The organism is Bacillus sp. AFS023182, from assembly GCF_002560575.1.
GTDB lineage: Bacteria > Bacillota > Bacilli > Bacillales > Bacillaceae_G > Bacillus_A > Bacillus_A arachidis.
The window spans coordinates 86,781-99,601 of record NZ_NTRO01000022.1 but is presented as its reverse complement, the minus strand read 5'-3'; the positions used below and the strand labels follow the sequence as shown (position 1 = coordinate 99,601).

Below are 12,821 nucleotides of genomic sequence, written 5' to 3'. Positions count from 1 at the left end.
TTGTTCTATTGTAACATATTTCAGATTTTTCTTTACAAATCTGATAGGCTAAACATATATTTATCCAATATATAGGAGGTTATAATATGTACCCACGCGCAAAGGCATTTGGAATCCTCCTCCATAACAAGCGTATTCTTGTTCAAGAATATCAAACAGAAATTCAAACATATTACAGGCCACTCGGCGGTTCTATTGAATTTGGAGAGAAATCAGATCAAACAGTGATTCGTGAATTTAAGGAAGAAATTAATGCACAAGTAGAAATTACAACTTACTTAGGATGTCTTGAAAATATCTTTTATGTAGATGAGGAAGCCGGACATGAGATTATTCAATTGTACTCGCTTCATTTTACAGATACATCATTATATGGAAGTGAAATGATACCTATGCAAGATAACGAACGAAGTGCATATGCAAAGTGGATTCCCATTACAGCATTTCTCGGGCAAGAAAAAACTTTGTATCCAAATGGAATCATGCATTTTCTCGCAACAAAAATAAAAGACGGAATCCTATAGGATCCCGTCTTTTATTCATATATTAACCAATATTTCCAAGACGTAATACGTCACGAGCAATCATAACTTCTTCGTCAGTTGGAATTATAATAATTTTCACTGGAGAGTGAGGGAAGCTGATGAATGCTTCTTCGCCACGAACATTGTTACGTTTCGGATCGAAGTATACTCCCATAAACTCAAGGCCTTCTAATACACGCTCACGAATTAGAGAACTGTTTTCTCCAATACCAGCTGTAAAGATGATTGCGTCTACACCTTTCATACGAGCTGCATAAGAACCGATATATTTATGAATACGCTCTACGAATATATCTAACGCTACCTCTGCACGGTGATTTCCTTCTTTTTCCGCTTGTTCGATGTCACGTAAGTCACTAGAGAATCCAGAAAGACCTAGCATACCACTTTTCTTGTTTAATACGTTTAGAACTTCTTCTACAGATTGTCCTGTTTTTTCCATTAGGTATGGAATTAACGCAGGATCAAGGTTACCAGAACGTGTACCCATTGTTACACCAGCAAGTGGAGTGAAGCCCATAGAAGTATCGATAGACTTTCCGCCTTCTACAGCTGCGATACTTGCACCGTTACCTAAGTGGCAAGAAAGTAAACGTAAGCTTTCAAGTGGACGACCTAATAATTCAGCTGCACGCTGTGTTACATATTTATGAGACGTTCCGTGGAAACCGTATTTACGAACACCATATTTCTCATAGTATTCATATGGTAAGCTGTATAAGAAAGATTCTTCCGGCATTGTTTGATGGAATGCTGTATCGAATACTGCAACTGCTGGTACGTTTGGAAGTACCGCTTGGAATGCTTTAATACCAACAACGTGTGCTGGATTATGAAGTGGTGCTAATTCGCTTAAATTTTCGATTTCCGCTAATACTTCGTCAGTAATTAAAGCAGAATCATCAAACTTTTCGCCGCCGTGTACAACGCGGTGACCGATACCGCTAATCTCATCAAGAGATTTCACGATTCCGTTTTCAGTTAATTTGTTAAGTAACATATTAACTGCTACTCCATGGTCTGGTATACTTGTTACTTCTGTTTGTTTTTCACCGTTCACAGTAATTGTGAAGATACTATCTTCTAAACCGATACGTTCTACTAAACCTTTTGTTAATACTGTTTCACTTGGCATTTCAAATAATTGGAATTTCAAGGAAGAGCTTCCTGCATTAATCGCGATGATTTTTGACATCTAGTCTTTCGCCCCTTTTTTCTCTTGGTAGTTGTGTGGATGAGACCACAAACCGCTCGATTTTATCTGTTTAAATATACCAAAGATGAAAACGTTTCATCCCCAGTAAATTTTATACTCACGAATTTAATTTAAACATCGTACGACATATATTTCAAGTGAAAAAATTGTAACACCAAGAAAAAATATATATTACAGATTTCAAAAAAATTCAGTTTTATCTTGTATATATTAAAAATTATTACATACAATACAAAACTGTACTATATCTAAGAGTACTCCTGTTACATATATTACTATTTATACGTTGCAAACCAAGTATTTAATTGATCCATAATATTCTCCATCGCCTTCATGTTGGAAAATTTAGGCAACTCTACTAACAAAGCTTGTTTCGGCATTGTTACATTTGGACCTTTCTTTTGGAGAACAAATATACTTTTTGCATTTTTCTCGTTTTTAAACATGGAAACAGGAAGCTGTAATAGTCCTTGAATAAAGCTTGTTTCTTTAATAAATGCATGTAATTTTGGCGCTTGATCACTTTCAAAGATAAAGTTTGGTACTAAGAAGAATAAATAGCCACCTTCTTTTGTATGTTTCACACTTTGTTCAATAAATAAGTGATGTGCATAAGACATTCCTTCATCTGCTTTAAGAGTATATTCACTTGCGCCAATTTCGTTTGGATAAAATCCAACTGGTAAATCACAAACAACTGCATCTACTGGGTCAATATAAAGCGGTGCTAGTCCATCTTGATTGAAGAACTCGATTGCTTGCTTTTGTAAATTCGCATTCGCTAAAGCAAGTCTAACAAGTAAATCATCCACATCTACACCAAATCCACTTATCGTTGCACCTTCTTGAGCACCATTAAAAATTGTCGTCATTAAGTTCCCTGTCCCAATCGCAGGATCTAAAACAACGATTTCTTTTTGATCTTTCATAAATTTATGGAATAAGTAGCTCATAAACATTCCAACTGCATCAGGCGTCATTTCGTGATTGGCTTGCACGCCTTCTTTCATTCCTTTTAGAATCGCAAGTTGAAATGATTTGCGAATTTCCTCGCTTTTATATTTTTCTTCATTAAACTTACTATATTCACGATTCAACCGTTCAATTGTTGATTCAGATAATTCTTCTTGTAGAACCGTTCCTTCAAACAGATTATCCCCTGTTTCCACAAGCGCTTCTAAATAGGTTACATCCAATTCTTTACGTAAAATTACGGTAGAAGAATCAAAAATAGAAAATAATGTTTCTACTGCCTGACTCACGTACATTCCTCCTTCTGTCAATTACACATAACTTATATCATACCACAATCTAATTTTTTGCCAAAAGAAAAAGCGACCCCTTTTTAAGAGCTCCCTTTTCAGATTTTAATTTTATATCGACTGTTTCTTCTTATATATCAGCGCTTTTTCAGTACATCCGCGTTCGGCACTATATGAGAAAAAACGACCTCTTACATAGAGGTCGCCTTCATTTACATTACTTAGCAGCTTTTGCTGCTTCTAATGCTGCTTCGTAATTTGGATGGCTTGTACCTTCGCTTACGTATTCTACGTAAACTACTTTGTCGTTGCTGTCTACTACGAATACTGCACGAGCAAGTAAACGAAGTTCTTTCATTACTACACCGTAAGCTTCACCGAATGAAAGGTCACGGTGATCAGAAAGTGTTGCTACATTTTCTAATCCGTTCGCTGCACACCAGCGTTTTTGAGCGAATGGTAGGTCTACACTAATTGTTAATACTTTTGTGTTTTCAATACCAGCTGCATCTTGGTTAAAACGACGAGTTTGCGCATCGCATACACCTGTGTCGATAGATGGTACAACACTAATTAATTTCACTTGACCTTTGTATGTTTCTAAACTTACTGGAGATAAGTCGTTTGCTAGCACTTGGAAGTTTGACGCTTGATCGCCAACTTTAACTTCTGTTCCAACTAAAGTGATTGGGTTACCTTTAAAAGTTACGTTTGTCACTTGAAAATCCTCCTTTTAATAAAACAAAGTATGTATAGTGTTAATAATAGTCATAATGATTCTAAAATACAAATGAAACTAACTCAACTTATATATTTTTTCAAAAAAGATGCCACTTTCATAATTCAGCACAAAAAAGAAGGGCCTTTATTTAGCCCTTCTTCTCAGAAATTCATCCTCTATATTTCAAATTCTGGTTCGTCGCCTTTTCGCTTCTCCATCATTTCCTTCACTTTATCAACAGCTTGCGGTGCTAACTCAAGGATTTTATCAATCACATGTGTCTGTTGATCTAAGTGTAATACTTTTACGCCTTGTCCATTTATAACGAGAAAAGCGACTGGGTTAATGGAGACACCACCACCACTCCCTCCTCCAAATGGATGACGACCGGAGCTTTCTACTTTTCCAAACTCGCTCCCGCCAGCAGCAAACCCAAAGCTCACTTTAGAAACCGTTAAAATGACGCTCCCATCAGCCGCTTTAATTGGATCGCCGATAATTGTATTTACATCCGTCATTTGTTTTAAATGCTGCATTGCAGTTGTCATTAAACCTTGAATTGGATGATCCATTTTATCCCCCTATGCTTGTACAGATTTTTCTGTTATACCAGATCTTTGTTTTCTCATAAACAAGAGTAACTTCACCCCTGCTACTAGGGCACGATATATATGAAAGGATGCTGTTAATTCACCTTTCGATGCAAATCCCTTCCCTTGAAACACAGGTGTAATCTCAAACTCCGGTACATCGATAACATGTGTATATTGTCCCAAGGCCCCCGCAGTCATTCCTTTTATTCCCCATGCATATCCAGTAACAATTCCAGTACTAGCTGCATCCCCAGTTCCAATTTGCGAATGCCATCTCCACTTATTGATTTTCACTTTTTTAAGAAAACCTTTAATGATAGTATGGATTTCTTGAAGCTTTTTTATCAGTTCCCCGACACTATCAAGTTGCGCCATAATTTTATTTTCTATACCGCCATCTTTCTCTGCCTTTTCAATTTTTTGTTCGGTCTTTTTTTGTTGTTTTTCAATTCTTTCCAGCACATCAAATGTATATCGAATCATCCATATTTTCACTTGAAATAAACATTGTTTCTCCATTTCTGAATATAAAAACGTCACTTTAAGCGATAGTTTCGACAATAGTATAAGTAAAACGAGCAAGAGAAGAATTCCAATTCCAATCACAAACCACTTCATTTGTATCATCCTTTCACTCCACATCCATTATCGACAGGTTCAAACAGGATTAAACAAGTAGTTATAAAATTGAATATAAAAATTTTTCTAAAAACAAAGAGGGATTTTGACATTTTATATCGAAATATATTATTTGAGCATACCATCAGAATTTTTCTAATGGAGCACCACGTTAAATTTGACTGCAATGGAGGGATACACAATGACAGATCGCCGCAATTTATTTTTCTTTTATGGTGATGACAAAGCAACGCTTGTCGAAAAAATGAAGCCAATATGTCGTATTTTAGAGGAAAATGGATTTACCATATTAGATCATCCAAAAAATGCAAACGCTATCGTCAGTGTTGGAGATGACGGCACCTTCTTACAAGCCGTTCGTAAAACAGGTTTTAGAGAAGATTGCTTATATGCAGGGGTTTCTACGAAAGATGAAATTTCTTTCTACTGTGATTTCCATATTGACCATGTCGATACAGCCCTTCAAGAAATTACACAAAATGAAATTGAAGTGCGAAAATATCCAACAATTCAAATAGATGTTGATCATGACACATCTTTCCATTGTTTAAACGAGTTTTCTTTACGCTCTAGCATCATTAAAACATTTGTAGTTGATGTACATGTTGATGATTTATATTTCGAAACATTTAGAGGAGACGGTTTAGTCATCTCTACACCGACAGGAAGTACAGCTTATAATAAATCATTGCACGGCGCAGTTGTTGATCCATTGATTCCATGCTTCCAAATAAGCGAACTTGCTTCTTTAAATAACAACACATACCGTACACTTGGATCACCGTTCATCTTAAATCATGAACGTACATTAACGTTAAAGCTTGCTCCAGACGGTAATGATTACCCTGTTATCGGAATGGATAATGAAGCGCTTAGCATTAAACAAGTCGAGAAAGCAGTTGTTCGTTTAAGTGATAAACAAATTAAAACAGTAAAACTAAAAAATAATTCGTTCTGGGAAAAAGTACAGAGAACGTTTTTATAAGATGAAAAATGAGTGCTAGGAGATTCCCTAGCACTCATTTTTGCGTCACATATTTTCGAACGGTCGCTATTATTTTTGATACACAATCTGACCATCTATTACAGTTGCCGTAACTTGTATATTTTTTATATCTTCTACTTTAATTTCAAATACATTACGATCCATTATGGTGAAATCCGCTTCATACCCTTGGGCGATTTTACCACGCTCGTTTTCTTTTCCAATCGTATATGCACTTCCGGTCGTAAAGAGTGAAACAGCTTCAAATACCGATAGACGCTCTTCTGGTATATAACATGTTCCATCCATAAAACTTCGGCGCGTTACGGCACTATACATCCCTAAAAACGGATTTACTTGCTCGATTGGGGCATCTGATCCACCGCCGCAATGCAAACCTGCACGGAGCAATGTTTTCCAAGCATACGCATAACGAAGACGATGCTCTCCTAATTTTTCAATAACAGATGGGAAATCAGACGAGACGAATACAGGCTGAATATCAATGATTGCTTGTAAGTTCTTCATACGTTCAATTAAATCTTCACGAGCAAGTTGACAATGAATAATACGATCACGCAGCCCCTCTCCGGGAGGATATAACTCCAGTGCATCAATTACATATTCAAGGGATAAATCACCGATTGTATGAATCGCAACTGGCATCCGTAGATTACGTGCTTTCTTCACTAATTCCGCGAGCTCTTCACGAGAAAAAATAGCTACTCCATTTGTTTCCTTCTCATCTTCATACGGTTCACTTAATAAAGCCGTTCTTCCGCCAAAAGAACCATCAGAAAAAATCTTCATGGCCCCAAATTCAATATAATGCTCATTTTCATATTCTTTTCGTTCTTCCGCCACTTCATGATGAACGAGTAAATGTGCTTTAAAAGGCGTTTCTTTTATAACGTATGGAAACGCATTGTACGTTTTTCGAAAACTGCCGTAATAATTTAAATCCTCTGTATGTCCACCCACTAATCCGTACTTCCAACAATCTCGAATAGCTGTTTCTAGTGCTCTTCGTAAATATGTTTCATCTATTTCAGGCTGAAGATGCTTAATTAATTCTTGGCCTTGTTCATATAAAAGACCTGTTAATTCATTTGATGAATCCCGGCCAATTTTCCCGCCTTTTGGGTCCTTCGTCTCAACCGTTATATTTGCTTTGTCAAGTATGTAAGAGTTCACCCATGTAACATGTCGACAAACACGTTTTAATAAGATAGGATGTTCTTTCGAAATCGCATCTAAATCACGGACATGGACGTTTTTAGTATCTGTGAAATTATTTTCGTTCCAGCCCTCACCAATAACCCAAATATCCTCTGCCACTTCGTTAACCCGCTCTCTAACGAGCAAAAGCATTTCCTGATACGACGTGCATGCAGATAAATCTAATCGAAGTAACCTTTCTCCATGCCCAATAAGGTGCATATGACTATCCACAAGGCCCGGAATCATCGTTCTTCCTTCTAGATTATGCACCCGCTCAGGCTCATAACGACTTTCTAACTCTTTTTTATTCCCCGTATCTATAATCATCCCATCTTCTACATACACAGCTTCAACCATTTCGTTCTCTTCACTCATTGTATAAATATGTCCACCGAACCAAATCTCCCCCATCTTCTCCCCCCTTTTTCTTTTAGTCTACGAAATTTAAGTGTAGAAAAAAAGCACCACTTTACAAACATGGTGCTTTTCCAAAAATGAATTTTAATTAGCCGGGATTGTTGTTACTTGCCATTCTACGTTAAATTTATCTTTTACTTGTCCATACGCCGGGCTCCAGAAAGTTTCTTGAATTGGCATAATTACTTGACCGCCATCTTGTAATTTTCCAAATACTTCTTTTGCCTTTTCTGCATCGCTTAATCTAATCGCTATCGTTACTTGCGATCCAATTTCGTGTGGTTTACCTGGGAATGTATCTGAAATCATAAGGTCTGTATTACCTACTTTTAAATGCGCATGTAAAACGCGTTCCTTCACCTCATCTGGAACAGTAAATCCTGGAGTTTCAGGCATTTCTCCAAAAGTTTGAATGACTTCAACTTTTGCATCCAATGCATGTTCATAAAACTTCACTGCTTCTTGTCCATTACCATCCAAAACTAAATACGGATTAATACCTAAAATCATAAAAAACACCTCTTTTTTCAATTTTTCAGTAGTCATTTTAAACCCAAACAAGAACATACGTTCTATCAAATGATATCATAACTTTACATGCACTTGCAACAATCTAAATCCATTTTTTCTTACTTTAGCCCTAATCCCATTTCTTGTTTTCTAAGTTCGACGCGTCTAATTTTTCCGGAAATTGTTTTTGGTAGTTCGTCTACAAATTCAATTTTGCGAGGGTATTTATATGGTGCAGTTAATTCTTTAACATGTTCTTGAAGTAAAGGAATCAGTGTATCTTCTTTTTCTTGTACATTTTCTCTTAAAACGATAAATGCCTTTACGACACTTCCGCGGATTTCATCCGGACTTGCCACAACAGCACACTCTCTTACATACGGGTGTTTCACAAGTGCATCTTCGACTTCAAATGGCCCAATTGTATAACCAGAGCTAATGATAATATCATCACCGCGTCCCTCAAACCAAAAATAACCTTCTTCGTCTTTTTTCGCTTTATCACCTGTAATATAATAATCACCACGGAATTGCATCGCTGTCCGCTCATCATCTTTATAATATTGCTTAAAAAGTGCTGGCGTTTCAATATGAACAGCAATATCTCCTACTTCTCCAATGGATACAGGTTTTCCTTCTTCATCTACAATATCTACATGATTACCTGGCGTCGGTTTCCCCATCGACCCTGGCTTAATCTCCATTCCTTTCATAACGCCAACAAGTAATGTATTTTCTGTTTGGCCATAGCCATCCCTGACGGTAACATGAAAATGATTTTGGAATGTTTCTATTACCTCTCGGTTCAGCGGCTCTCCTGCCGATACAGCACTATGTAACGCTGATAGATTATATTGCTGCAGGTTCTCTACTTTTGCCATTAAGCGATACTCTGTCGGCGTACAACAAAGCACGTTCACTTTATTATCATCTAATAACTGTAGATATGTCTTCGGTTCAAATTTACCGTGATATACAAATCCTGTTGCTCCAGAACCGAGCGTTGCTAAAAACGGGCTCCAAATCCACTTTTGCCAACCTGGACTAGCCGTTGCCCATACAACATCATTCTCTTCTATTCCGAGCCAATTTGGAGCGCTTGTACGTAAATGCGCGTAGCCCCAAGCATGTGTATGAACGACGCCCTTTGGATTTCCTGTTGTTCCTGATGTGTAAGATAAAAAGACCATATCTTCTCGGTCTGTCTTAGCCATCTCTAATTCGTCACTTTCTATTTCTAATACGTCTTTTAAATTGATCCAGCCATCTACTGACTGCTCGCTCAGCGCAAACTTTTGAAGAGACTCCACCATCTCTACACCGTCAAATTGTTCGATATACGGCCCATAACTGACAATTGCCTTTACTTCTCCGTGCTGAATGCGATATTCAATATCTTTTTTGCGAAGCATTTCTGAACTTGGAATAACTACAAATCCGGCTTTAATTGCGGCAATGTATGTCATATACGCTTCAATTAGCCGTGGCATCATAATGAGAAGCTTGTCCCCTTTTTGTAAGCCACTCTTTATAAAAGCGTTTCCAATTTTATTCGCACCTTTTATTAATTCAAAGTATGTAACCTCTCGTCTATTCCCTTTGTCATCCTGCCAAATTAAAGCAAGTTTCTCTTTTTCATTTGTATATTTTTCTATCTCCGCAACTAAATTGTAAGACGGCGGCGCTAATAATTCCTCTCTCTTCATAACAATCATCCTCCTTAATCTCTATGTCTCCCTTATATAATAAAGAATTTTCAGTAAATTTTGAACCCTCTTCTTTTGACAAATTTTTTAATGGTATTTCGACAAAAAAGAAGGAGCGGGAAAATCCGCTCCTTCTAAGCCATCATATATGGGATTATTTGTGGAAACCGCCTAATTGTTGCTCAGCTAGTGAAACTAGACGTTTTGTAATTTCGCCACCAACAGATCCGTTAGCGCGAGATGTTGAATCAGCTCCAAGTTGAACACCGAACTCTTGAGCGATTTCGTATTTCATTTGGTCTAATGCTGATTCAGCACCAGGAACCGCTAATTTATTTGTGCTTCGTGCCATATGGTATCACCTCCTTGTGAGTATAGAGTGTGATAAACCATAGGACTTCATACATTTTCAGATATGGTAATTTATGGTTTCAAAAGATATTCAAAAAGTCCGGTAAAGATAACTGCCGTATTTCTTCCCCTTCGTCGCCAGTCCAGTACTCATGTAGTTCACTCTACACGCCGCATCCTCCTGACCTCCGCGTCTCGAACTGCTCAGCTCTCTTTATCCTCCTTTTGAACAAGCACTTTTAGAAAAGATCTTCAAATTGTTCTTCTTCAGCCACTTCTACTGTTTGTAATACTATTTTTTCTGTATTAGCAACAGCAGCTTCAATAAGTGGTGTAAAGTCATATTTTGATTCAAAGCGATTTGCCTTTTCACGCTTCGGTTTTGTCGCTGGGCTCGCTGGTGTGAATACTGTACAGCAGTCTTCATACGGACGAATCGAAATATCATATGTTCCAATTTGATTTGCAATTTTAATAATTTCTAGTTTGTCCATCGTAATAAGCGGACGAATTACTGGATAGTTTGTCACTTCATTAATTGTATGCATACTATCTAACGTTTGGCTCGCTACTTGTCCAAGACTTTCACCCGTTGTAATTGCAAGTGCATTACGCTCTTCTGCAATGCGCTCTGTAATACGCATCATCATACGGCGCATTACTGTCATAGAATAACTAGATGGAATTTCTTTATTAATTGTTTTTTGCACTTCCGTAAACGGAACAAGGTGAAGCGTCAAACGTTTGCAGTATTTCGTTAACTCTTGGGCTAAATCAATTACTTTTTGCTTCGCACGCTCACTTGTAAAAGGTGGACTATGGAAGTGAACAGCCTCCACTGATACACCGCGCTTCATTGTTAAGAACGCAGCTACTGGACTATCGATTCCGCCAGAAAGAAGCACCATAACTTTTCCTCCAACACCAACTGGTAATCCACCTGCGCCCATGCGCTCATCACACATAATGTAGCTATAACCACTGCGAATTTCTACGCGAACATTTACATCTGGATTGTGAACGTCCACTGTGATGTCTTCTGTATTATCTAAAATATACCCGCCAATCTCAGGAAGTAATTCCATCGTTCGCATTGGGAAATGTTTATAAGAACGGTGCACTGTAATTTTAAATGTTTTCACATCGCCTTTTACTTGTAAGAAAGCCGCTAGCGCACCTTTTTTAATCTCTTCTAGTTCTGATGGTACTTTCATCGCTAAATTAAACTTATGAATACCAAATACGTCTTGTAATCTTTCTGCAATCGCCTCATGATCTTCACCATTTAATTGAATGTACATGCGATCATGTGTTGCATCGATTTTGATATTTGGGAATTTCTTCAATTTAAATTTCACGTTCTCTTTTAACGTGTTTACAAACTTAGAACGGTTTTTTCCTTTTGTCGTCATTTCACCGTAACGCACTAAAATATATTCATATTTCATCATGTTTCTTTACCTCATCACTTCGTATAATTTTGGTAATGTTTCTTTTATAATTTCTTCGAATTGCATTACTTCTTCCATCGTATTTTCAGATGCTAAACTAATGCGAATTGCACTTGCTGCTGCTGCACGCGGCACGCCCATTGACTCTAACACGCGGCTTACTTCATTTACTTTTGAAGAACAAGCTGATTTTGTTGATACATATACGTCTCGTTCTTCTAGAGCATGAACCACTACTTCTGGTTTTAAACCAACGAATGATACATTTAAAATATGCGGTGCTGCATATTGAAGGGATGTATTAATCGTTACATCTTCCATGCCCTCGAAGAAACGGACAAGCTCTGCTTGTAACTTCTGTAAACGGTCACTTTTTTCTTTCATATGTTCCATTGTCATACGCAATGCTTTTACCATTGCCACAATACCAGGTAAATTCTCTGTACCAGAACGATAACGGAACTCCTGCTGACCACCTGATAAAATCGGATCTAATCTTACTCCATCGCGTACATATAAAAGTCCAGTTCCCTTTACGCTATGAAATTTATGTCCCGATATCGAACAAAGATCAATATACGAAGCATATAGATCAAGTGGTACTTTTCCGATCCCTTGCACGTGATCTACATGGAATCTTATTTTCGGATAGTTCGCTAGCAATTTACCAACTTCAGAAATAGGCTGAATCGCTCCTGTTTCATTATTAACATGAATCATTGAAACAAGAATTGTATCCTCACGAAGCGCTCGTTTTACATTTTCTACTGATACAATACCATGTTCATTTACAGGTAAGTATGTTACATCAAAACCGAGCCCTTCTAATTGTTTATATGCTTCAAACACAGACGCGTGTTCAATATTTGTTGTAATAATATGTTTACCACGAGAGCGATTCCTCATCGCTATTCCTTTAATCGCAAGGTTATTTCCTTCCGTTCCACCCGATGTAAAAATAATTTCGGAAGGTTTAACATGAAGAAGCTGCGCTGCAATCGTTCTTGATTGTGTTAATAAACGCTCTGCTTCTCCCCCGAGCGAATGAATAGAAGAAGGATTCCCAAAGTATTTTCCTGCAACCGTTACATACGATTGAAGGACTTCTGGATATGGTTTCGTTGTCGCACTATTATCAAAATAGATCATCGTTCTTCTCCTTTCAGCGCTGTCACATCATATAATCATATCACAAACACGTGTA

The 12,821-nt window shown here is 37.5% G+C and carries 13 protein-coding genes; 2 read left to right on the top strand and 11 right to left on the bottom strand.

Annotation, left to right across the window (positions count from 1 at the left end; genetic code table 11):
- The first annotated feature begins 86 nt into the window (after positions 1–86).
- Entirely contained in the window at positions 87–524 is a 438-nt protein-coding gene (locus tag CN288_RS11560) for an NUDIX hydrolase (protein WP_026593672.1), read from the top strand.
- 22 nt (positions 525–546) lie between these two features.
- Here CN288_RS11560 and CN288_RS11555 read toward each other — a convergent pair whose 3' ends face one another.
- From CN288_RS11555 to CN288_RS11535, 5 genes are all read right to left on the bottom strand, one after another.
- Entirely contained in the window at positions 547–1,740 is a 1,194-nt protein-coding gene (locus tag CN288_RS11555; protein ID WP_090687899.1) for an acetate kinase, read from the bottom strand.
- A gap of 296 nt (positions 1,741–2,036) precedes the next feature.
- Positions 2,037–3,023, bottom strand: a complete 987-nt coding sequence (locus CN288_RS11550) for a class I SAM-dependent methyltransferase (protein ID WP_141527954.1) — start codon at positions 3,021–3,023, stop codon at positions 2,037–2,039.
- Between the two features lie 217 nt (positions 3,024–3,240).
- Positions 3,241–3,741: a thiol peroxidase gene (gene tpx, locus CN288_RS11545; RefSeq protein ID WP_026593675.1), complete on the bottom strand. Its 501-nt coding sequence runs from the start codon at positions 3,739–3,741 to the stop codon at positions 3,241–3,243.
- A gap of 179 nt (positions 3,742–3,920) precedes the next feature.
- The gene (gene ytfJ, locus CN288_RS11540) at positions 3,921–4,316 is read right to left on the bottom strand and encodes a GerW family sporulation protein (RefSeq protein ID WP_026593676.1); all 396 of its coding nucleotides are present in this window, start codon (positions 4,314–4,316) and stop codon (positions 3,921–3,923) included.
- A gap of 9 nt (positions 4,317–4,325) precedes the next feature.
- Positions 4,326–4,964: a DUF2953 domain-containing protein gene (locus CN288_RS11535; protein ID WP_098302302.1), complete on the bottom strand. Its 639-nt coding sequence runs from the start codon at positions 4,962–4,964 to the stop codon at positions 4,326–4,328.
- 193 nt (positions 4,965–5,157) lie between these two features.
- Between CN288_RS11535 and CN288_RS11530 the strand changes: the two genes are divergently transcribed.
- Entirely contained in the window at positions 5,158–5,961 is an 804-nt protein-coding gene (locus tag CN288_RS11530) for an NAD kinase (RefSeq protein WP_026593678.1), read from the top strand.
- Positions 5,962–6,030: 69 nt separating this feature from the next.
- Here the strand turns inward: CN288_RS11530 and CN288_RS11525 are convergent, their stop codons facing one another.
- From CN288_RS11525 to CN288_RS11500, 6 genes are all read right to left on the bottom strand, one after another.
- Positions 6,031–7,593: an amidohydrolase gene (locus CN288_RS11525; RefSeq protein WP_098302301.1), complete on the bottom strand. Its 1,563-nt coding sequence runs from the start codon at positions 7,591–7,593 to the stop codon at positions 6,031–6,033.
- A gap of 90 nt (positions 7,594–7,683) precedes the next feature.
- Positions 7,684–8,109 (bottom strand): VOC family protein, encoded by a 426-nt coding sequence (locus CN288_RS11520; RefSeq protein ID WP_026593680.1) that lies wholly within the window; start codon positions 8,107–8,109, stop codon positions 7,684–7,686.
- A gap of 119 nt (positions 8,110–8,228) precedes the next feature.
- Positions 8,229–9,815, bottom strand: a complete 1,587-nt coding sequence (gene mbcS / locus CN288_RS11515; RefSeq protein ID WP_026593681.1) for an acyl-CoA synthetase MbcS — start codon at positions 9,813–9,815, stop codon at positions 8,229–8,231.
- Between the two features lie 154 nt (positions 9,816–9,969).
- Positions 9,970–10,167: an alpha/beta-type small acid-soluble spore protein gene (locus CN288_RS11510; RefSeq protein ID WP_017153881.1), complete on the bottom strand. Its 198-nt coding sequence runs from the start codon at positions 10,165–10,167 to the stop codon at positions 9,970–9,972.
- Between the two features lie 238 nt (positions 10,168–10,405).
- Complete coding sequence (thiI, locus tag CN288_RS11505; protein WP_026593682.1) at positions 10,406–11,617, bottom strand: tRNA uracil 4-sulfurtransferase ThiI; 1,212 nt, start codon at positions 11,615–11,617, stop codon at positions 10,406–10,408.
- 6 nt (positions 11,618–11,623) lie between these two features.
- Complete coding sequence (locus tag CN288_RS11500; protein ID WP_098302300.1) at positions 11,624–12,766, bottom strand: cysteine desulfurase family protein; 1,143 nt, start codon at positions 12,764–12,766, stop codon at positions 11,624–11,626.
- Positions 12,767–12,821 lie beyond the last annotated feature (55 nt).